Consider the following 22,029-nt stretch of genomic DNA (forward strand, 5'->3'; position numbering starts at 1 on the left):
AGCTTTTTTATTATGAATTTAGAGCAATCGCTAATGCATTTTGAAGATCATTTACAGCTCTGTCAACGTTAGCGACACTAACATTAGGATTCAGTTGAACACCAACAGCATGTGTTATAGATTGGTTTAGAGTATTGTAAACTGTAAAGCTCTTGACACCTAGGATTTTTTTATCTCTTTCAAATCTTGTATTCCAAATAGCCTTATCGAGGACAGCTTTTTTATAAATAGTAGCTCTATCTGTTGATTTTAAATCAGGATAAGTTAAGGTGGCTTGTTTTAGTGATTCAATTGTTTTACTTTGTTCCTTAATGGAATCAATAGAAGCGAAAGGATCAACAAGTCTAATGACAAGTTTAGTGATAGCAAACCCCATATCAATATGAGCTTTATCAATTTTGTTTGTTAACTGAGTTGTTGAAAATACAATCGCATTAATGACATCTGTTAATGCTTCAACACGAGCTCCAATAGTTCCTAAATCATAAATTGTTGTAGGATTGGCTGCTCTTAAGCTTGTTTTCATATTGTCAACTTTTGTAATAGCATCATTGACAGTTGCTTCTAATTCTGTCCCTTTGACACTTTCTTTTACAGAACGTAATTCATTCTCTTTATTCTCAATGACTGAAGCAGCATTGGTCGTTTCAGTTATATTAGTCACAGGTGTACTATTAATTGTTTCAGCTTTGATTACTGTTGTTGAAACAGTAGCTAAGAAGATGGTTGACAGAAAGGCAACTCCCATTGACACAACTTTTTTTGACATGTAAATTCCCCCTAAACATAGAAGATATATCTTTTGATAATTAACCGGTCAATTAGATTATAGTGTGTTCACTTTTATATTTCAACCGTTTTCATAATAAATTAGACATTTACACTAAATGTGTTTAATTAAATGTGTAAAAAATAAATATATAATGAAAATAATTTTAAAGATATTATTTTAAACTATAAATCTTAATAGCAATACAAAATAGCATCCCATTAATGCCATTATGTTAAATATTGGAGTTGACTGTGTAGAACTGTATCGGATAGTTCGGATCTGTAGATTGGTGATAATATTACGATTAATAGGGTTTAAGTGATGAAAATAACCTTGTGAGAATTTCAGAATCCTTATATCTGTATCTAGTTCTGATAATGTTCTTATTTTAGCTAATTTATGTAAAATAATAGTAGGAATAATAATAATGAAAAGTAATCATTATTTAAAGAAAAAAAGCGTATTTTTATAAAAGAGAAAGAAATAAAGGTTTCTCAAAAAGAAAAAGATAAAATGGTTTACAAATGTAATCAAATGATGTATGATAAACTTACAAATAAAAAATGAAGTCATTACATGTGACTTAAATTTTTAGTATTATTGTTTACAAATGTAAATATAAAGGAGTGAAGTGATGAAAATTGTAGTTGTATTACTAGGATTAGCCCTAATAGCATTTATTTTATGGTGGTTTTTTGGTAATCATCAAGCTTCTCAAGGCCGCGCTGAACTAAAAGGTGACAAACAAGAAGTTCATGTTAGTGTTAATGGAGGTTACAAACCAGAAACCATAGTATTAAAAAAGGGTATTCCAGCACAGTTAGTTTTTAACCGACAAGATCCATCATCTTGTCTCGATCAAGTTGTTTTTTCAGATTTTGGTGTTCATGCGGATCTTCCTTTAAAAAAGGATTATGTTATTAATATTAATCCTGAAGAGGCTGGTGAATATCAGTTTGCATGTGGAATGAATATGTTTCACGGAAAACTAATCGTAGAATAAAAATAAAGGAGAATAAAATGTCATTATTTAAAGCATTTAAAAAGAATTCAGTCAAAGTTGAAAATGGTGTTCAAAAAGCAACTATTACCGTTGATAAAGGCTACCAACCAGATCATTTAAATCTAGAAAAGGGAATGCCTGTTGAATTAACATTTCATCGCTTAAATCCATCAGGTTGCCTTTCAGAGATAGTTTTGAAAGATTTTAATATTCATGATGAATTACCTTTAAATGAAGATCATATTGTTCGTTTCACACCAAATGAAAGTGGCGAATATGGATTTGCATGTGGTATGGATATGTTTCACGGGAAACTAACTGTAAAATAACAATTAGAAAAGAAGGGATGATATGTCAGTAACAAAACGGTTTTGGATTGCCTTTATCTTCACGGTACCCCTAGTTTATATGATGATAGGAATGTATGGTGGTTTTGTTGAGCACAGTTTTATGAGATGGGCTACAGGTGTTTGTGTCGCACCAATTATGCTATTTTCAGGTTGGCCATTTATGAAGAGTGCTTGGGCATCTTTTAAAAATCATCATGCCAATATGGATACATTAGTAGCAGTAGGGACATTAGTTGCCTTTGTTTATAGTATTTACGCATTAATTGTCAATTTGCCAGTGTATTTCGAAAGTGCTGGGTTTATTATTACATTTGTTCTATTAGGACAAGTATTTGAAGAAAGAATGCGAAAAAATGCTTCTTCTGCGGTTGAAAAATTATTAGATTTACAAGCAAATTCAGCAAGAGTGCTTCGACAAGGTGAATATGTTGATATTCCTCTATCACAGGTTGTTGTCGGAGATATTATTCGTGTTTTACCAGGTGAGAAGATTGCAGTAGATGGAACTATTACAGAAGGTAAAACAAACATTGATGAGTCAATGGTAACTGGAGAAAGTATGCCAGCAAGTAAAACTATTGGTGATAAAGTTATCGGTTCTACCATTAATACAAACGGAACAATTGTTTTTGAAGCTGAAAAAGTTGGTGATGAAACAATGTTGGCTCAAATTGTAGACTTTGTTAAAAAAGCACAATCAAGTCATGCTCCAATTCAAGATTTAACAGATAAAATTTCAGGAATTTTTGTACCAGTCGTTGCTATCTTAGCTATTCTAACGTTCGTTGTTTGGTATAGTTTCCTAGGAAGTTCGGCTATTAAAGCAATGCTTTATGGAGTTGCTGTTTTGATTATTGCATGCCCTTGTGCACTAGGATTAGCAACACCAACGGCATTAATGGTTGGTACAGGTCGTTCTGCTAAAATGGGTGTTCTTATTAAAAATGGTAGTGTTTTACAAGAAGTTCAAAAGCTAAATACAGTCGTCTTTGATAAAACTGGAACTATTACAGTTGGTCAACCACGTGTAACTGATGTGGTTGGAGATAAAGAACAAGTGTTGAGTTTAGCAGCAGCTTTAGAATCAAATTCAGAACATCCTCTTGCTCAGGCTATTTTAGACTACGTCAAAGAACAAAATATTAATTTTAGTAAAGTATCAGAATTTGAAGCTGTTGAAGGTATGGGTGTTAAAGGTATTGTTAATGATCAAACAGTCTTCCTTGGAAACCAAAAATTACAAGGTCAAAAGGTAGTCTCTGATTCATTAAGAAAACAAATGACTCAGCTACAGTCTGAAGCAAAAACAGTTGTCATGTTGGCTCTTGAAAATAATGTTATTGGCCTTATTGCTATCCAAGATGTTCCTAAAGAAAGCTCTAAAAGAGCAATCCAAGCTTTAAAAGATCGTGGTCTGAAAACGGTTATGCTTACTGGTGACAATGAAGGTGTGGCTCAGGCTATAGCTAAAGAAGTTGGAATTGATACTGTGATTGCAGATGTTTTACCTCAAGAAAAAGCAAGTCAAATTCAAAAATTACAAGCAGATAATAGTAAAGTTGCCTTTGTTGGTGATGGTATCAATGATGCTCCTGCTTTATCAATTGCAGATGTTGGTATTGCAATGGGTGCAGGTACAGATATTGCCATTGAATCTGGTGGTATTGTCCTTATCCAAAATGATCTCATGGGTGTCGTTAGAGCTCTTGATATGAGTAAGAAAACTTTCCAACGTATCCTTTTAAATCTCTTCTGGGCTTCTATTTATAACTTAATTGGTATTCCAATTGCTGCAGGTTGTTTTGCTGCATTTGGATTAACTCTAAATCCAGAATTAGCTGGTCTAGCAATGGCATTTAGTTCTATCTCGGTTTTAACAAGCTCTCTTCTCCTAAATTACACAAAAATAGCTGACTAAAAATCTCCGAATAAAAAAACCTAGTTCAACTAGGTTTTTTTATTTTAAAATACAAGCTAAAAAATATGTTATAATAATCAAAAATTAAGAGGTATGGGCTTATATGACTGTTAAAAAAATTGGAATTATTAGTCTTTCCAGAGGTCTTCTTGGAGAAGAAATGGTTAATCATGAAATTAAGATTGGCTTAAATCGTCTACAACGGTATCCAATTGATGTCAGTTTTTTACCAAATGCACAAAAAGGAATAGACTATCTCAGAAATAATCCTCAAAAAAGAGCAGAAGATTTATTAATGGCATTTAAAGATCCAACTATTGATATGATTCTTTGTGCCATTGGTGGTGATGATACTTATAGGCTTCTACCTTATTTATTTGCAAATGATCAGTTAAAGAAGGTAGTCTCAGAGAAAATTTTCCTAGGCTTTTCAGATACTACCATGAACCATTTTATGCTTCATAAGCTTGGTTTAAAAACATTTTATGGGCAAGCTTTCCTACCTGATATCTGTGAATTGTCAAGTGATATGTTACCTTATAGTAGATCCTATTTTGATGAATTGCTAACGATAAAACAGATAAAAGAAATCCGTCCAAGTCAGATTTGGTACCAAGGAAGAATAGATTTTAGTAAAGCAGCTATTGGTGTTTCTATGCCTCATTATAAAGATAGAGGATTCGAATTACTTAGAGGGGAACCCATTTTTGAAGGTAAGATTTTAGGAGGTTGTCTTGACTCCATTTATGATATGTTTGATAATTCTAGATATGATAACACTGTTTATCTTTGCCAAAAATTCCAGTTATTTCCAAGTTTAGAAGAGTGGAAAGGGAAAATTTTGTTACTGGAAACAAGTGAAGAAAATCCTTCTCCAAAAAAGTATCGTACAATGATAAAAACACTTGAAGATTTTGGTATTTTCAATGTTATCAATGGTCTTTTAATTGGAAAACCGCAAAATGAGAATCATTATGGGGCCTATAAAAAAATATTACTCGAAGAAATAGATAATAAAAAGCTTCCAATTATCTATAATATTAACATTGGTCATGCGACACCAAGGTGTATCATGCCATTTGGTGTTCAAGCCACAGTTGATGTTACAAAACAAGTGATTCAGTTTAATAATGAATGAAGTTTAAATGAGATAAAATTGGGAGCTTAAATCATTGGTCAATAGCAAAATAAAAGCTTATAATGAAACCAAGGAGTACCATTATGACAAATTTTGTAGATTTAATGAAATCAGATCTTGAAGAAGCCTATCAACGTTTTGTTCGTGCTTTTGATGGTGTGACAAAAGAAGAAGCAAATGCATTTCCCGTTGCCAATCTATCAAGTCAGATAAAATCAATGACATGGCTAGCTTGGCATACAGCGCGTGAATTAGACTTTCAGATTGCTTTTTTAGCCAAAGAAGAACCTATATGGCATAGTCAAAAATGGGAAGAAAAATTTCCTTTTGATGTTGCTGATTGGAAACATAGTTTAGTTGATGCCCAACGAATTTGGGTAGATGATACTAGTATCTTATTGGCATATCTGAAAGCAGCAAAAGATTATGCAAAGAGCTATATTGATAAAGTAGATGAATCAGAATTAGCTGAAATTATTTCTTAATTATTATTAGTTTTTTTGAAAAATAATATAGAAAAGTTTACCAAATATTAAAGATAAAAGTGAGGCTTTCTGAAATTCCATTCTGGGTTATTAAACCGGTTATAGATATAAGTATTTTGTGACAAAGTAAAACTTTCGTTTGATATAACAAAATAATTTGCCGTATTAATTGTTGCCTCGTTTAAATAATCTATATGATATTTGGTTAATTTTAAAAATAAAGTTTTTGTTTCATCTAGAATTAAGTTACTTTTAAATAAATGAACTAAAAAAACTATGAAATGTTCATTCATAGTTTTTTTAGTTCATTTATTTAACTTCTGTAAAAACAACGTGTTTACGTAGTTTTGGTGAATATTTTTTCAATTGAAGACGGTCTGGAGTGTTACGTTTGTTTTTTGAAGTAAGGTACAAGCGTTCACCAGATTCTTTATGTTCAAGTGTAATATTTACGCGCATGGTATCTCCCTTCTATTATTTAGTATTTAGCTTCGTTAGCTTTAGCGATTTTACGTCCTTTGTAGTATCCTTTAAGTGATACACGGTGAGAACGTGAGTAATCTCCAGTAGTTTCGTCGAATTGAACAGATGGAGCTGTCAATTTGTAGTGTGTACGACGTTTGTTCTTTTTAGCTTTTGACGTGTGACGTGCAGGTACTGCCATTTTTTCTTTCCTCCAATTAATAATCTTAAATGTTCTTGATTTTGAATCAACTGTAACAGAATAACATATTTTTTTTGTAAAGTAAAGTTACTTGACACTTTTTTTCAAAATTATTTAGAAGACTTTACGTTGTGGATAAGCTATACTATTTTTAGGAGGATTTGAACGTGACCAAACAAATAAAAGAACGCTTTGATGCTTTAAGTGATGCTATTATAGCTATTATCATGACCATTTTAGTTTTGGAAATAAAAATTCCATCTTCTAGTAAAGAATTACCGTCTTTTGCTTATGCTATTGGTCTTTTTTTGATATCTTTTGTTATCGTTTTTAATTTTTGGTATCGTAGAACGCAAATTATGAGTGTTAATGATTCACTGTCATATAAAGCTTTCGTACAAGATGTCATTGCTCATATGCTATTAGCACTTTTTCCATTAGCAACAAAAATGCTTGTTGAATATCAAGATAAGTGGGTTGCTATATTATTTTATGGGACGGTTAACTTCGTTACGGCATTATTATTAAGTTGGATGACATTAAATTTGACCTTGCAAAATGCCAAAACAGATACCAAAAACCAAAAATATAATATTCGTGAATTTTATATGAAACGACTTATTATGGTTTCAGGAATGGATATATTTTCCATGGTATTAGCTCTATTATTTAATAAAGTTGGGATTTTTCTTTATTTAGTATCACCACTGATGGAATTTTGGATGAATTATAAGCGTGGTGTCATTTTTGAGACTGCTATAGCAAATGGTTATACTTTTGAAGACTATATTGGCGGGAAGAATCAAGGTGAACAAAGGAAGATAAGAACAAAAGAGCCAAAACACTAGTTTTTAGCTCTGCTTATTTTATGATAAAATAGAAGAAATTATGAGATGAAGAGGACGATTATGAAACTCCAAAAACCAAAGGGAACACAGGATATTTTGCCAGAAGAAACAGCAAAATGGCAATATGTAGAGCAACTGGTTAGAGAAACTTTCCAAAAATATCACTATGGTGAAATTAGAACACCGATGTTTGAACATTATGAAGTTATTAGTCGATCAGTGGGAGATACTACTGATATTGTGACAAAAGAGATGTATGATTTCTTTGACAAAGGGGATCGCCATATTACTTTGAGGCCAGAAGGAACAGCTCCTGTTGTTCGTTCTTATGTTGAAAATAAACTATTTGCACCAGAAGTTCAAAAGCCTGTAAAACTATATTACATTGGGTCAATGTTTCGCTATGAACGTCCACAAGCTGGTCGTTTAAGAGAATTTCACCAAGTTGGTGTTGAGTGTTTTGGTTCAAAAAATCCTGCAACTGATGTTGAAACAATCGCGATGGCTTATCAATTGTTCCAAGATTTAGGTATTAAAGGGATTACTTTACATCTCAACAGTCTTGGCAATACTGAAAGTCGCATGGCCTATAGACAGGCATTGATTGACTATTTAACACCACTTCGTGATAGTTTATCAAGTGATAGTCAACGTCGATTAGAGGAAAACCCACTACGCGTATTAGATTCAAAGGAAAAAGAAGATAAAGTTGCCGTAGAAAATGCCCCTTCTATTTTGGATTACCTTGATGAAGAAAGTCAAAATCATTTTAAAGCTGTAAAAGAAATGCTTGAAGTATTGAAAATTCCATATATTATTGATACTAATATGGTTCGTGGTCTAGATTATTATAATCACACCATTTTTGAGTTTATGGCACAAGTTGATCAAACAGAACTGACGATTTGTGCAGGTGGGCGTTATGATGGCTTAGTTGAGTATTTTGACGGTCCTCAAACAACTGGATTTGGATTTGGACTTGGACTAGAGAGATTGTTACTAATATTAGATAAACAAAATATAAGTTTACCAATTGAAAATAGAGTCGATGCTTATATTCTTGTTTTAGGTGAAGATGTTAATGCAAAAGCATTAGAAGTAGTTCAATCATTACGTCTACAAGGTTTTACAGCAGAACGTGATTACTTAAATCGTAAATTAAAAGCACAATTTAAATCAGCTGATAACTTACAAGCTAAGACGATAATAACTATAGGTAGTAGCGAAGTTGAATCAGGTCAAGTTATTGTTAAAAACAATCAAACTAGACAAGAATTAACAGTCACCTTTAATCAATTAGAAACGGATTTTGCAACTGTGCTAAGTGAATTAGAGAACTAAAAAAAGTAGTGATTATTCACTACTTTTTTAGTTTTTATGTTTAATAACTGTTAATGAAATACCCATTGCAACAATTAATGTCATAAGTCCTACAATAACAAAATATTGATTTGATTGTTCACCTGTTGTAGGTAAACCATGTTTATTGCTTGGTTTAGTTGAACTTGGTTTTGAAGGATCTGATTTAGCAGGAGTATCTGATTCTTCAGTTGAACTTGAAGAGGTAGATGAGCTAGACTCTTCCGTTGAGCTAGAAGAAGTAGATGAACTACTTGATGTGCTTGAAGAATTTTCAATATTACCATTGGCATCGCTGTAAAGAGAATTTACAGTTCTTGTTTGAGAATCAATGTTATTACCAGTTAAGTACGCATTATTAGCATATGTTCCTGATTTACCATTATCATTAACTTTTGTACGATAATGAACTTCAACTCGGCTAGTTAATGTGCCAAAATCAATAGTAAAACCAATAACTTTGCCAGAATCATCTTTTTGATAAGTGACATGGTTTGTAAACCAATCACTACCAGCTCGGTAATCGTTTACTGTAGTGCCACTAGCATCTTGGAATAATACGCGGATACCCCAGTTCAAGTCAATTTCTTGAGCTGAAGAATCTTCAGGGTTAAGTGTATCAACTAAAACAGCATTTTCAATAGTCGCACCTGATCTATTAACTCGGACTCCCCATTGAGTGTATAGACTACCATTCTCAACTTGAACAGTACTATTTCCCCATTTTGTAAGAAGTGAATCTGGCGTTGTTCCAGGATTTGCCACTAAAATTGCGGTATCCGAAAGCCCGGTTGGATAAGATGTATCATATTGGACTGTAGTTGTATCAACTGAAGTACGATAGTCAAATGTAAGTGGTTTTGAAATGGTAACAGTAGGATTATTATCATAATAATCATTAAAAGTTACAGTTGCTGTTTTACTACCTTTTGTCACTGAAATAGTTGCAATAACATTACCATTTTGATCTTTGATATCATTTGTGACAGTTGTACTTGCTATAAGTGGATTTGGTAAAGTCACAGTAATTGTGTCACCATTTGATGGTCTAACTTTCGTCAAATCTGCTTGATATTCAACTTTAACAGTATCTGTAACACCAATCTTAACATCACCTGTAGCTGGTGTTGTTGAATCTCCAACATAGATATTGACTAGAGAAGTCGAAGCCTGACTTGTAATATCTGCTGCTTTTACATTTGTAAAATTAATGACAAATGTAAAAAGCATACCAAGAAACACTAACGGTTTCAAAAACTTAATTTTCATGTAAAACCTCACTAAAATTTTTCAGGTATTATTATAAATCAAATCCTTTTAAAAATAAAATTAACTGACAAATTAATTTAATGCATTTATTCAATAATTGGATAACAACAATTATTGTTTTAAAATAGGCAATCAGAATTTAAATACTTGAATAAAGCTAGAATTAGAAATAATGTCAATTGTGAAACCTCACTCAAATGGGTGGGGTTTTTCTCATCTTTTTGTTATAATGGATAAGAATTAATAACTATCTATAATGGAGAAAAAAATGAATCGTACAATTTATGCAGGTCGTGTTCGTAAAGAACATATTGGACAAGAGATAACATTAAAAGGTTGGGTAGGAAAAAGACGTGACTTAGGAGGACTTATCTTTATCGACTTACGAGATAGAGAAGGTGTTATGCAATTAGTCATCAATCCAAATGATGTTTCTACTGATTTAATGGCGACAGCAGAAAGTTTACGAAATGAATATGTCATCGAAGTGAGCGGTCTAGTCGCCGCGCGGGAGCAAGAGAATACAAAAATTCCCACAGGATCTGTTGAATTAAAAGTTAGTAAACTTCTTATTTTAAATACAGCTAAAACAACTCCTTTTGAGATAAAAGATGGTGTTGAGGTCAGTGATGATAATCGTTTGAGATATCGGTATTTAGACCTTCGACGTCCAGAGATGCTAGAAAATTTTAAACTTCGTGCAAAAGTGACGCATTCAATTAGAAATTATCTAGATAATTTGGAATTTATTGATGTTGAAACACCAATGTTGACAAAATCAACCCCAGAAGGGGCGCGTGATTATCTAGTCCCATCACGTGTCAATCTAGGACATTTTTATGCTTTGCCACAAAGTCCACAAATCACTAAGCAATTATTGATGAATGCTGGATTTGATCGTTACTATCAAATAGTAAAATGTTTCCGTGACGAAGATTTACGTGGAGATCGTCAACCTGAGTTTACACAAGTTGACTTAGAAACATCTTTCTTAAATGAACAAGAAATTCAAGATATCGTTGAAGGTATGATTGAAAAGGTTATGAAAGATACAAAAGGTCTTGATGTAACCTTACCATTTCCAAGAATGACTTACGATAATGCAATGAACGTTTACGGTTCAGATAAGCCTGATACACGTTTTGAAATGCATTTACAAGACTTGACAAGTTTTGTAAAGAATGTTGACTTCAAAGTTTTTTCAGAAGCACAAGCAGTAAAAGCAATTGTAGTCAAAAATCATGCTTCTGATTATTCACGCAAAGATATCGATAAATTAACTGAATTTGCTAAACAATTTGGAGCTAAAGGTTTAGCATGGATTAAAGTATCTGATGGCTCATTTACAGGTCCAATTGCTAAGTTCTTAACTGAAATTGAAGTAAACTTGACAGAAGCTTTACAATTGACAGATAATGATTTGGTCTTATTTGTTGCTGATAAATTAGAAGTTGCAAATGATACACTGGGTGCATTACGACTTAAAATTGCCAAAGATATTGACATAATTGACAATACAAAATTTAATTTCTTGTGGGTTGTTGACTGGCCAATGTTTGAGTGGTCAGATGAAGAAAATCGTTATATGTCTGCTCATCATCCATTTACTTTACCAACAAAAGAATCAGAGAATGAATTAGAAGGTGATTTAGCAAAAGTTCGTGCCGTTGCTTATGATATTGTGCTAAATGGTTATGAATTAGGTGGTGGAAGCCTACGTATCAATCAAAAAGAAATGCAAGAACGCATGTTTAAAGCTCTTGGTTTCTCCCCAGAATCAGCCAATGAACAATTTGGTTTCTTACTAGAGGCGATGGATTATGGATTCCCACCTCATGGAGGTCTTGCAATTGGCTTGGATCGCTTTGTAATGTTATTAGCTGGAAAAGACAATATTCGTGAGGTAATTGCTTTTCCAAAAAATAACAAAGCAGTAGATCCTATGACACAAGCACCAAGTATTGTATCAGAGAAACAATTAGATGAATTAGCACTTAAAACAGAAAGTCATGATTAAAAAAACAAAATTTCCAAAAAGAGTAAAGTACGCTGTTAGTATTGGTGCAGAAAAAGTTGGTATATTAAATACGCTAAAAAGTATTTCAAAAGAAAAATATGCAGAGAAGATTTCCGCTTCTCTGCTTTATGGCTTACTTTCAAGTATTGCTGTAAATTTCTTTTTTCAACCTGGTCACGTATACTCAAGCGGAGCAACAGGGTTAGCACAAGTTATTTCAGCTGTCAGTCATCGTTTATTAGGCTATACTATTCCAGTTGCGATTGCTTTTTATGCGATCAACATCCCTTTGATAGTCCTAGCTTGGTATAAAATAGGACATAAATTTACTATTTTTACTTTTATAACTGTAACAGTTAGTTCCTTTTTTATTCAACTTATGCCGCAAGTTACTCTAACCACTGATCCTTTAATCAATGCTATTTTTGGTGGATTAGTAATGGGTACAGGAGTTGGATACAGCTTGCGTTCTCGGATTTCTAGTGGTGGTACAGATGTTATAAGTCTAGCAATACGTCAAAAAACTGGTCGTGATGTTGGGACAATATCTTTAGTTGTCAATAGTATCATCATGATTTTTGCAGGGTTACTTTTTGGGTGGCAATATGCTCTTTATTCAATGATAACCATATTTGTGTCAAGTAGAGTAACTGATGCTATTTTTACAAAACAAAAGAAAATGCAAGCGACGATTGTTACGAGCAAACCCAACAGAGTGATCAAAATGGTTCATAAAAAATTAAATCGTGGCGTTACATGTATCAACGATGCCGAAGGAACCTACAATCATGAGAAAAAAGCTGTACTGATAACCATAATTACACGTGAAGAATACAATGATTTTAAATATTTAATGTCAAAAGCTGACCCAAAAGCATTTGTATCAATTGCTGAGAACGTGCATATAATCGGACGTTTTGTTGATGAAGACTAGATAGGATTTTTGAAAATAGAAAGAGGTATGTTAGTGCATAATGAAAAATTAACAGAGGTAAAAGAGCTCATTTTAATTGCGTTTGGTGTAGCCATTTATACATTTGGATTTGTTAATTTTAATATGGCCAATCACCTAGCAGAAGGTGGTGCTTCAGGTATTACACTTATTTTGCACGCTATTTTTGGAATAAATCCAGCTTACTCATCATTATTTTTAAATATTCCTCTATTTCTTTTAGGAGCCAAAATTCTTGGTAAACGATCTCTAGCACTTACTATTTATGGGACGGTTTTAATGTCAGTTTTTATTTGGATCTGGCAGAAAGTACCATTTTATCTTGGTTTACAAGATGATATGATGTTAGTTGCTGTCACCGCAGGTATTTTTTCAGGAGTGGGTAGTGGTATTGTTTTTAGGTACGGTGCTACAACAGGAGGATCTGATATTGTTGCACGTATTGCTGAAGAACGACTTGGAGTAAAACTTGGACAGACCTTATTGTTAATTGATGCTTTAGTTTTAACTGCTTCTCTATCTTATATTGATTTAAAATTTATGCTCTATACGCTTATTGCCAGTTTTGTATTTAGTCAAATCGTGACGGTTGTTCAAAATGGTGGCTATCATATTAGAGGAATGCTCATCATTACTCGTCATTCTGAAAAAGCTGCTAAAGCTATTTTGACTAATATTAATCGAGGTGTTACCTTTTTAAAAGGACAAGGTGCCTATTCTGGATCTGAGTATAATGTGATGTACGTCACCTTAAATCCTAGTGAAGTAAGAGATGTAAAACATATCTTGTCAGAAATTGATCCAGACGCCTTTATCTCTATTCTGGATGTAGATGAAGTTGTCAGTTCTGATTTTAAGATTAGACGAAAAAATTATGATAAACCATTATAAAAAAAGACCATCATATGATGGTCTTTTTTTACATTTCGTTTGGTGCTTCAACACCTAATAAGCGAAGAGCTTCTTTTAAAACAGTACCAGTTGCATAGCATAAAGCGAGACGACTATCACGACCGTCATTGTCTTCTATAATACGAGTATGTGCATAGAATTTGTTGAATGTTTGTGCTAAGTTGATTGCAAATTTAGCCATGATTGAAGGTTCAAAGTTATCAGCTGCACGTTTGATAACTGCTGGGAATGATTGTATTAATTTGATAATTTCCCAACTTTCAACATCACTTAAAGCGTAGTTAGCAGTTGTCACTGGTGAAAATTGAGCTTTTCGTAAGATTGATTGAATACGAGCATGAGCGTATTGAACGTAAGGGCCAGTTTCTCCTTCAAATGAAACCATTGCTTCTAAATCAAAGTCATAGCCATTTCTGCGATCTGTTTTTAAATCATAAAACTTAATAGCACCAACACCTACAGCATGTGCAACTGCTTCTTTACCTGCAAGATCTGGATTTTTTGCTTCAATTTGATTTGCTGCACGATTAACTGCTTCTGCAATCGTTGGTTCAAGAAGGATAACATTCCCTTTACGAGTAGAAAGTTTTTTACCACCTTTAGTGACTAATCCAAATGTCACATGTGTCATTTGATCAGACCAATCATAACCCATTTCTTTAAGGACAGCTTTTAATTGTTTAAAGTGGGCAGCTTGTTCATTTCCAACAACATATAGTGCTTTAGCAAAATCGTATGTGCGTTTACGATATAAAGCTGCAGCAAGGTCACGAGTAATATAAAGGGTTGCACCATCAGATTTTTTGATTAATGCAGGGTGTTCGATACCATACTTTTCAAGATTAACAACTTGTGCACCTTTTGATTCTTGAAGAAGATTTTTACTTTCGAGTAGTTCAATAACTTCGTCCATTTTATCATTGTAAAAAGCTTCCCCGTTATAGCTGTCAAAAGTTACATTTAACTCATTGTAAAGACGGTTAAACTCGACAAGACTCTCATCACGGAACCATTGCCATAATTCAGTTGCTTCTGGATCATTAGCTTCTAATTTACGGAACCATTCACGTGCTTGATCGTCAATGCTAGGATCGTTTTCTGCATCGGCATTAATACGAACGTAGAGTTTTAATAGTTCATCAATAGGATGAGCACGAACAGCTTCTTCATCTCCCCATTTTTTGTAAGCAACAATGAGCATACCAAATTGTTTTCCCCAATCACCCAAGTGATTAATTTTAACAGATTGATATCCTAATTTTTCAAAGATTTTTGCTAAACTATCTCCAATAACTGTTGATCGTAGATGTCCAATAGAAAATGGTTTTGCGATATTGGGACTAGACATATCAAAGGCAACATTGCGACCTTGCCCTTCATTTTGTTGACCAAATTCTGAACCATCTGTAATGACTTGGTTCAGAACCTGTGCAGATATTACTGATTTATCTAAGAAAAAGTTAATATAAGGACCTACAGCTACTACTTTTTCAAATGGTTTTTGATCAACTTTTGCAACAATGTCACTTGCAATTGCTTGTGGAGCTTTTCGAAGAATTTTGGCAAGACTAAATGTAGGAAAAGCGATATCTCCCATATCTGATTTTTTAGGTTGTTCCAAAAGGTTTACAATAGTGTCAACTTCCAATTCAGGGACTGCATGATGGAGTTCCTGAGCAACTAATAATTTATTATCCATTTATAGCTCCTTTAATGTCATTAATTAAAAGAAAACCAATGACTTGATTTTAACGTCTATATTATACCATAAAGCCACTGTTTTTTCTGTTCAATTAACGAATTTTTATACGAAATAATGACTAATACTTTAAAAGTGTGATATATTTTTAGTTTTTTGATATAATATCACTGATATTTATACCAAAGAGGTTTACTGTAGTGAATAAAATTTTGCGTCAAAATCGTATTAAAGACATTATTCAATTAGGTCATGTTGGTACACAGGAAGAAATTAAACAGTATTTACAAGAAGAAGGAATCACTGTGACACAAGCGACCCTTTCTAGAGATTTAAGAGAAATTGGACTTTTAAAATTAAGAGATAAAGAAGGTAAGTTATATTATAGCCTTCCACAGATGGAAAATACAAAGTTCAGTCCTTTTGTGCGCTCATTTATTTTAAAAGTTTCACGAGCTGGTTTTATGCTTGTTTTGCATACCAATCTCGGAGAAGCTGATGTACTTGCAAACTACATAGACGCAGATAACATACCTGAAGTACTAGGAACAGTAGCTGGAGCAGATACCCTATTGGTTATTTGTCAAGATGAAGATACTGCAAAAACCTTTGAACAAGATTTAACTGTGACATATTAATTTTAAAATGAAAACGAAGAAAATGAGGAATTAATCTATGACAAAAGATAAGATTTCTCCCGGAATGCAACAGTATCTGGATATTAAAAAAGATTATCCAGATGCTTTTTTACTTTTTAGAATGGGAGACTTTTATGAACTTTTCTATGAAGATGCGGTAAAAGCAGCACAAATTTTAGAAATTAGCTTAACAAGTCGTAACAAAAATGCTGAAAATCCAATTCCCATGGCAGGTGTACCTTACCATTCAGCTCAACAGTATATTGATGTATTAATCGAACTAGGCTATAAAGTTGCTATCGCAGAGCAGATGGAAGATCCTAAAAAAGCTGTAGGAGTCGTAAAAAGAGAAGTCGTTCAAGTTATCACACCTGGAACAGTTGTTGATTCTAGTAAACCAGATCAAGCCAATAACTTTTTAGTAGCAATCGATAAGATAGATACTAATTTTGGATTAGCTTATATGGACTTATCAACGGGTGAATTTTTCACAACAGTCCCATCGGACTTTACTACTGTAACGAGTGAAATTTTAAATTTAAAAGCAAGAGAAGTTCTGGTTGGATATGAGTTGCTACCGGAAGAAGAAGCAATCTTGTCAAACCAGATGAATTTGTTGTTGTCTTATGAAAGTGACATTTATGAAGATCAAAAACTGATTCCTAATGACTTATCTATAGTTGAAAAGACGATTACAGGTAAGTTATTGCAGTATGTTTTTAAGACGCAAAAAAGAGAACTTAGCCATTTACAAGCTGTTCAACATTATGAAGTAAAGGATTACTTACAAATGTCCTACACGACAAAATCAAGTCTAGACTTACTTGAAAATAGTAGGACAGGTAAAAAACATGGTAGTCTTTATTGGTATTTAGATGAAACCAAAACAGCAATGGGTCTACGTTTATTAAGAACTTGGATTGATAGACCGCTTGTAACACCTGAAAAAATTGTTGAGAGACAAGAAATCATCACTGCTTTTCTAGAGCAGTTTATGGAACGGAGTGATTTAACAGAAAGTCTAAAAGGTGTTTACGATATAGAAAGACTTGCTAGTAGGGTTTCTTTTGGAAAAGCAAATCCTAAAGACCTTATTCAATTAGGCAATACTTTATCACAAATACCACTTATAAAATCAATATTAGCTACATTTGATAACCTCTACATTGACAAGCTTGTCAACCAAATTGACGCGCTTCCAGAATTAGAAGGACTGATTAACCAATCTATAGACCCTCAAGCACCTGCAACAATACAAGAAGGAAATATTATTAGAACTGGTTTTGATGACAAACTTGACAGCTATCGTCAAGTTTTGAAAGAAGGAACAAGGTGGATTGCTGAAATTGAAACAAAAGAACGACAATCAAGTGGTATTTCTAATTTAAAGATAGATTATAATAAAAAAGATGGTTATTATTTCCATGTTACAAATTCACATATTGATTTAGTGCCAGATTATTTTTTTAGAAAAGCAACCTTGAAAAATTCCGAACGGTATGGAACGGCTGAGTTGGCAAAAATTGAAGGGCAAATGTTAGAAGCGCGTGAAGAGTCAGCTAATCTTGAATACACCATCTTTATGAGTGTTAGATCTCAAGTTGAAAAGTTCATCATAAAACTACAACATTTAGCAAAAACAATTGCATCAGTAGATGTTCTACAGAGTTTGGCAGTTGTTGCAGAGAAAAATCATTTAACAAAACCACAATTTAATGATAAACAAGAAATTTCTATTATAGATGGAAAACACCCAGTTGTCGAAAAAGTAATGGGAACTCAGGAATATATTCCTAATGATATTTGTTTTGATAGAGAGACGAATATTCAATTGATAACAGGTCCTAATATGAGTGGGAAGTCAACTTATATGCGTCAACTTGCTCTTACAGTAGTCATGGCTCAAATGGGCTCATATGTCGCTGCAACTGAAGCAAACCTCCCCATTTTTGATGCCATATTTACACGTATCGGAGCTGCTGACGATTTGATTTCAGGACAATCAACTTTTATGGTTGAAATGATGGAAGCAAATCAAGCAATTAGAAGATCTACTAAGCAATCTTTGATACTATTTGATGAATTAGGACGCGGGACAGCGACTTATGATGGGATGTCTTTAGCACAAGCAATCATTGAACATATTCATCATTATGTTGGGGCAAAAACTTTATTTGCGACTCATTATCATGAATTAACTGCTCTTGAAAAAGAATTGCCACATTTAGTCAATGTTCATGTATCTACTATTGAAAATAATGGCGAAGTAACCTTCTTACATAAAATTGCAGAAGGTCCAGCGGATAAATCTTATGGTATCCATGTTGCAAAGATTGCTGGTTTACCTGATGATCTGTTAAATCGAGCAAATAAAGTCTTAAATCATTATGAAACACAATCAAAAAATCAAAAGATTTCTGATAATCATGATGAATCTGAAAGTCAATTTGTAAATGAACAACTATCATTATTTATAACAAATGAAGATGATAATCAAGAAGTCATCAGTCTGTTGAAAGAAGTAGATGTTATGAATTTAACACCACTCCAAGCGATGAATCTTATCTTTGAAATGAAAGATAAATTGAAATAATAAAAAGTTCCTTTTTTGGTACTTTTTATTATTATATTTTTATTTTGATTTTTTTCTTTTCTTTCGTTTTTTTAAGGTTATAATCTCAATATCTGTAAAGGGCATTATAGCCATATGCAAAAACGACTGTTATTAAAATGATTATTAATGCAGCCATAATTGTTGGACCTCCTTTTAAAATATATTATTTACCTGAATCATATCATATTTAGTGATAAAGAGAATAAAAAATTCATAGTGTTAAAGATATGACAAAAAAATGTTACAATAACCAATAGTAAAGCAAACTAAAAATGGTAAGGGATGAGTTTTAAATAAAGTTAAAATCGGAGTAGGATTTTTAAAGAATAATTCATTTAGAAGAGGAATCAAATAACAATGGCAAAAATTATTGAACTCCCAGAAGTACTAGCAAACCAAATTGCTGCCGGAGAAGTAGTTGAAAGGCCTTCTAGTGTTGTAAAAGAATTAGTTGAGAATGCTATTGATGCAGCTAGTACACAAATTACAATAGAGATTGAAGAATCTGGACTTAAATCTATTATTATTACTGATAATGGTGAAGGTATGAGTCCAGAAGATGTTGCGCTTAGTTTGAGACGTCATGCTACAAGTAAAATAAAGAATCAAGCGGATCTCTTTAGAATTCGAACATTGGGATTCCGTGGAGAAGCACTGCCTTCAGTAGCTTCAATTAGTGAAATAACAATAAAAACGGCCACTAGAGATTCAAAGTCTGGAACCTTGTTAAAAGCCAAAGGTGGGGAAATTACATTACAAGAAGTGACATCTACTCCAGTTGGGACAAAGATTAGTGTCGAAAATCTCTTTTATAATACCCCTGCAAGACTAAAATATATGAAAAGTTTACAGGCTGAGCTATCTCATATTGTTGATGTAATCAATCGTCAAAGCTTAGCACATCCAGAAATTGCTTTTAGACTAATCAATGATGGAAGAGAACTTACAAGGACTAGTGGCACGGGTAATTTGCGTCAAGCTATTTCTGGTATTTATGGTTTAAACACTGCTCGTAAAATGATTGAAATTTCAGCTTCAGATCTCGATCTTGAAATTTCTGGATACATCAGTTTACCTGAATTAACCAGAGCAAATCGAAATTATATTACCTTGTTAATTAATGGTAGATATATCAAAAACTTTTTGTTGAATCGTGCTATTCTAGATGGCTATGGATCAAAATTAATGGTTGGTCGTTTTCCAATTGCCGTAATAAATATTGATATTGATCCCTACTTAGCAGATGTCAATGTTCATCCAACAAAGCAAGAAGTAAGAATTTCTAAAGAGCGCGAGTTAATGGCATTAATTAGCCAAGCTATTCAAAATAGTCTCAGGGAACAAGCATTAATTCCAGATGCTCTGGAAAATCTTGCAAAATCAAGTACCAGAATTAAAAATAAAAGTGAGCAAACCAGCTTTTATCTCCCTACAGGAGATGGTGGAACTCATAATTATGAGGAAGATACTAGTAAAAGAGAGTTAACAGAAGTTCATGAAACTAAAGCAAATTATATAGCTTCTAATACAGAAGTTGACAATTACGTAAACGTAGTTGATAACAAGTTGACAGAGTCGTCAATTAAAATTGCTGAGAGACATCAGCAATATTCTCAGGAAAATCCTCAACATAGTGATTTAGATTTTTCAAATAATCGAAAAATAGACAAAATGATTGCATCTTTAGAAAATGAAGAAAAATCGAGCTTTCCTGAGTTGGATTACTTTGGTCAGATGCATGGGACTTACCTTTTTGCACAAGGGAAAAATGGGCTATATATTATTGATCAACATGCGGCTCAAGAACGTGTGAAATATGAATATTATAGAGAAAAGATAGGTGATGTTGATAGTAGTTTACAACAACTTTTAGTTCCTTATCTCTTTGAGTTTTCTACCTCCGACTTTTTAACGCTTCAAGAAAAGATGGCAAATCTCAATGCAGTAGGTGTTTTTTTAGAACCTTATGGTCAGAATACCTTTATTTTGAGAGAACATCCTATATGGATGAAAGAAAATGAAATTGAAATTGAAACTGCTATTTATGAGATGTGTGATATGTTATTACTAACAAATCAAGTATCAATCAAAAAGTACCGTGCTGAACTTGCCATTATGATGAGTTGTAAAAGGTCAATTAAAGCTAATCATCATCTAGATGACTACTCTGCTAGGCAATTATTAATCCAACTTTCTCAATGTGATAATCCTTACAATTGTCCACATGGTAGACCAGTATTGATCAATTTTTCAACTTCAGATATGGAAAAGATGTTTAGGCGTATTCAAGAGAATCATACAAGTCTTAGAGATTTGGGCAAATATTAGTGAGACATACGAAGCAGCTAAACAAATTCAGTTAAGGCAATTGGAAAGATTTCTAACATCAATTTTAGAAAGTAGTATTTTTTATTTTCAATGGGTTCATAAATTCTTAAAACAATTAACTCAACTGGTCGTAAGTTAAGTCATTTTTATAACTGGAATATTTTTTGTGATAATAGTTAGTCAATTTAGTGTTATAGTGATTTCTGTTATAATAGTTACAATTTGAGAAGTGATAAACGTCCCATCTAGTCAAGAAATGAAAGAAGAAATGAAGGTTCCAAATAAAATTGAATTATACAAAAATATGGTTTCCATGTCATAACGACTTGAAGTGATAATTACTGGTGAAATGGTATTTATCAGCCATTTTACTAGACAAATTGGTGCCTAATTAAGTTATTTGCTATAGTTTTTAGGTATTTATTTTACACTAAAACCTTAGCTACTAAAATGAAAGAGAAAAAGGTAATGTACGAGTATATTAAAGGAACGTTAACAAAAATTACTGCTAAATATATAGTTGTTGAAACATCAGGAATAGGCTATATGATAAATGTAGCAAATCCTTATAGCTTTACAGATAGTGTAAATCAATCTTTACAGGTGTATTTACACCATGTGGTTAGAGAGGACGCACAATTGCTTTTTGGTTTTCACACTGAAAACGAAAAAAATGTTTTTTTGAAACTAATATCTGTTTCAGGAATTGGTCCAACGACTGCTTTAGCCATAATTGCAGTTGATGATAATGAAGGTCTAGTAAATGCTATTGATCAGAGTGATATTAAGTATCTGACTAAATTTCCTAAGATTGGTAAAAAGACGGCTCAACAGATGGTACTTGATTTAGCTGGAAAATTTATTGAAGAAGAGACAAAAGTTAAAAATGCTGGTCAAACTAAATCTGATGTTAATGAACAGTTAGAAGAAGCAATGGAAGCACTGTTAGTATTAGGTTATAAAGCAAGTGAATTAAAGAAAATTAGGAATTTCTTTGATGGAACAGATGATACTGCGGAAAATTATATTAAGTCTGCACTAAAAATGCTTATGAAAGGTTAAT

The 22,029-nt window shown here is 32.9% G+C and carries 17 protein-coding genes and 1 pseudogene; 13 read left to right on the forward strand and 5 right to left on the reverse strand.

Translation table 11 applies throughout. The features are described 5' to 3' along the window. Window positions 1-10 precede the first annotated feature (10 nt). Window positions 11-769, reverse strand: a complete 759-nt coding sequence (locus STRUR_RS00325) for a CAMP factor family pore-forming toxin (protein ID WP_006738848.1) — start codon at window positions 767-769, stop codon at window positions 11-13. Window positions 770-1,403: 634 nt separating this feature from the next. Between STRUR_RS00325 and STRUR_RS00330 the strand changes: the two genes are divergently transcribed. The 4 genes and pseudogenes from STRUR_RS00330 to STRUR_RS00350 all read left to right on the forward strand — a co-directional run bounded on the left by STRUR_RS00330 (window position 1,404) and on the right by STRUR_RS00350 (window position 5,666). After that, window positions 1,404-1,775, forward strand: coding sequence for a cupredoxin domain-containing protein (locus STRUR_RS00330; protein ID WP_196792572.1), 372 nt, complete (start codon window positions 1,404-1,406; stop codon window positions 1,773-1,775). Window positions 1,776-1,792: 17 nt separating this feature from the next. Further along, window positions 1,793-4,043: pseudogene (locus tag STRUR_RS00340) on the forward strand (copper-translocating P-type ATPase). A gap of 103 nt (window positions 4,044-4,146) precedes the next feature. Further along, complete coding sequence (locus STRUR_RS00345; RefSeq protein WP_006739577.1) at window positions 4,147-5,181, forward strand: S66 family peptidase; 1,035 nt, start codon at window positions 4,147-4,149, stop codon at window positions 5,179-5,181. An 83-nt stretch (window positions 5,182-5,264) separates the two neighbouring features. Then, on the forward strand, window positions 5,265-5,666 hold the full coding sequence (locus tag STRUR_RS00350) for a DinB family protein (RefSeq protein ID WP_006740477.1): 402 nt from the start codon (window positions 5,265-5,267) through the stop codon (window positions 5,664-5,666). A gap of 309 nt (window positions 5,667-5,975) precedes the next feature. On the opposite strand, the gene rpmG is transcribed toward STRUR_RS00350, so the two are convergent. Both rpmG and rpmF read right to left on the reverse strand, forming a co-directional pair. Further along, window positions 5,976-6,125: a 50S ribosomal protein L33 gene (gene rpmG, locus STRUR_RS00355; protein ID WP_001265622.1), complete on the reverse strand. Its 150-nt coding sequence runs from the start codon at window positions 6,123-6,125 to the stop codon at window positions 5,976-5,978. A 19-nt stretch (window positions 6,126-6,144) separates the two neighbouring features. Continuing rightward, window positions 6,145-6,330, reverse strand: a complete 186-nt coding sequence (gene rpmF, locus STRUR_RS00360) for a 50S ribosomal protein L32 (protein ID WP_006738684.1) — start codon at window positions 6,328-6,330, stop codon at window positions 6,145-6,147. A 167-nt stretch (window positions 6,331-6,497) separates the two neighbouring features. On the opposite strand from rpmF, the gene STRUR_RS00365 reads away from it, so the two are divergent. Together STRUR_RS00365 and hisS are read left to right on the forward strand one after the other, a co-directional pair. Then, complete coding sequence (locus tag STRUR_RS00365) at window positions 6,498-7,178, forward strand: TMEM175 family protein (RefSeq protein ID WP_006738726.1); 681 nt, start codon at window positions 6,498-6,500, stop codon at window positions 7,176-7,178. Window positions 7,179-7,238: 60 nt separating this feature from the next. Next, window positions 7,239-8,519 carry a histidine--tRNA ligase gene (hisS, locus tag STRUR_RS00370; protein ID WP_006740152.1) on the forward strand — a complete coding sequence of 427 codons (1,281 nt, stop codon included), beginning with the start codon at window positions 7,239-7,241 and terminating at the stop codon, window positions 8,517-8,519. 27 nt (window positions 8,520-8,546) lie between these two features. Here hisS and STRUR_RS00375 read toward each other — a convergent pair whose 3' ends face one another. Then, on the reverse strand, window positions 8,547-9,806 hold the full coding sequence (locus STRUR_RS00375; protein WP_006739978.1) for an LPXTG cell wall anchor domain-containing protein: 1,260 nt from the start codon (window positions 9,804-9,806) through the stop codon (window positions 8,547-8,549). Window positions 9,807-10,074: 268 nt separating this feature from the next. Here STRUR_RS00375 and aspS point away from each other — a divergent pair, with 268 nt between their 5' ends. The 3 genes from aspS to STRUR_RS00390 are packed head-to-tail and all read left to right on the forward strand — an operon-like array spanning window position 10,075 to window position 13,666. Beyond that, complete coding sequence (gene aspS, locus STRUR_RS00380) at window positions 10,075-11,823, forward strand: aspartate--tRNA ligase (protein ID WP_006739215.1); 1,749 nt, start codon at window positions 10,075-10,077, stop codon at window positions 11,821-11,823. Beyond that, the gene (locus tag STRUR_RS00385; RefSeq protein ID WP_006739759.1) at window positions 11,816-12,757 is read left to right on the forward strand and encodes a YitT family protein; all 942 of its coding nucleotides are present in this window, start codon (window positions 11,816-11,818) and stop codon (window positions 12,755-12,757) included. Before aspS ends, STRUR_RS00385 begins: the two co-directional genes overlap by 8 nt. A gap of 27 nt (window positions 12,758-12,784) precedes the next feature. Further along, window positions 12,785-13,666, forward strand: coding sequence for a YitT family protein (locus STRUR_RS00390; RefSeq protein WP_037595677.1), 882 nt, complete (start codon window positions 12,785-12,787; stop codon window positions 13,664-13,666). Between the two features lie 28 nt (window positions 13,667-13,694). On the opposite strand, the gene argS is transcribed toward STRUR_RS00390, so the two are convergent. Continuing rightward, window positions 13,695-15,386: an arginine--tRNA ligase gene (gene argS / locus STRUR_RS00395; RefSeq protein ID WP_006738815.1), complete on the reverse strand. Its 1,692-nt coding sequence runs from the start codon at window positions 15,384-15,386 to the stop codon at window positions 13,695-13,697. Window positions 15,387-15,586: 200 nt separating this feature from the next. On the opposite strand from argS, the gene argR reads away from it, so the two are divergent. The 4 genes from argR to ruvA all read left to right on the forward strand — a co-directional run bounded on the left by argR (window position 15,587) and on the right by ruvA (window position 22,028). Next, window positions 15,587-16,024, forward strand: a complete 438-nt coding sequence (gene argR / locus STRUR_RS00400; protein WP_006738465.1) for an arginine repressor — start codon at window positions 15,587-15,589, stop codon at window positions 16,022-16,024. A 37-nt stretch (window positions 16,025-16,061) separates the two neighbouring features. Continuing rightward, window positions 16,062-18,617 carry a DNA mismatch repair protein MutS gene (gene mutS, locus STRUR_RS00405; protein WP_006740233.1) on the forward strand — a complete coding sequence of 852 codons (2,556 nt, stop codon included), beginning with the start codon at window positions 16,062-16,064 and terminating at the stop codon, window positions 18,615-18,617. Between the two features lie 378 nt (window positions 18,618-18,995). Beyond that, window positions 18,996-20,966, forward strand: a complete 1,971-nt coding sequence (mutL, locus tag STRUR_RS00410) for a DNA mismatch repair endonuclease MutL (protein ID WP_006739521.1) — start codon at window positions 18,996-18,998, stop codon at window positions 20,964-20,966. 468 nt (window positions 20,967-21,434) lie between these two features. Further along, window positions 21,435-22,028, forward strand: coding sequence for a Holliday junction branch migration protein RuvA (ruvA, locus tag STRUR_RS00415; RefSeq protein WP_006739095.1), 594 nt, complete (start codon window positions 21,435-21,437; stop codon window positions 22,026-22,028). Window position 22,029: the final 1 nt, after the last annotated feature.

It is taken from the genome of Streptococcus urinalis 2285-97 (assembly GCF_000188055.2).
In the GTDB taxonomy this organism is placed as follows: Bacteria; Bacillota; Bacilli; order Lactobacillales; family Streptococcaceae; genus Streptococcus; species Streptococcus urinalis.

Coding starts and splice junctions, on each gene's coding strand:
- STRUR_RS00325 (WP_006738848.1), bottom strand. CDS start 769: ATGTCAAAAAAAGTTGTGTCAATGGGAGTTGCCTTTCTGTCAACCATC.
- STRUR_RS00345 (WP_006739577.1), top strand. CDS start 4,147: ATGACTGTTAAAAAAATTGGAATTATTAGTCTTTCCAGAGGTCTTCTT.
- STRUR_RS00350 (WP_006740477.1), top strand. CDS start 5,265: ATGACAAATTTTGTAGATTTAATGAAATCAGATCTTGAAGAAGCCTAT.
- rpmG (WP_001265622.1), bottom strand. CDS start 6,125: ATGCGCGTAAATATTACACTTGAACATAAAGAATCTGGTGAACGCTTG.
- rpmF (WP_006738684.1), bottom strand. CDS start 6,330: ATGGCAGTACCTGCACGTCACACGTCAAAAGCTAAAAAGAACAAACGT.
- hisS (WP_006740152.1), top strand. CDS start 7,239: ATGAAACTCCAAAAACCAAAGGGAACACAGGATATTTTGCCAGAAGAA.
- STRUR_RS00375 (WP_006739978.1), bottom strand. CDS start 9,806: ATGAAAATTAAGTTTTTGAAACCGTTAGTGTTTCTTGGTATGCTTTTT.
- aspS (WP_006739215.1), top strand. CDS start 10,075: ATGAATCGTACAATTTATGCAGGTCGTGTTCGTAAAGAACATATTGGA.
- STRUR_RS00385 (WP_006739759.1), top strand. CDS start 11,816: ATGATTAAAAAAACAAAATTTCCAAAAAGAGTAAAGTACGCTGTTAGT.
- STRUR_RS00390 (WP_037595677.1), top strand. CDS start 12,785: ATGTTAGTGCATAATGAAAAATTAACAGAGGTAAAAGAGCTCATTTTA.
- argS (WP_006738815.1), bottom strand. CDS start 15,386: ATGGATAATAAATTATTAGTTGCTCAGGAACTCCATCATGCAGTCCCT.
- mutS (WP_006740233.1), top strand. CDS start 16,062: ATGACAAAAGATAAGATTTCTCCCGGAATGCAACAGTATCTGGATATT.
- mutL (WP_006739521.1), top strand. CDS start 18,996: ATGGCAAAAATTATTGAACTCCCAGAAGTACTAGCAAACCAAATTGCT.
- ruvA (WP_006739095.1), top strand. CDS start 21,435: ATGTACGAGTATATTAAAGGAACGTTAACAAAAATTACTGCTAAATAT.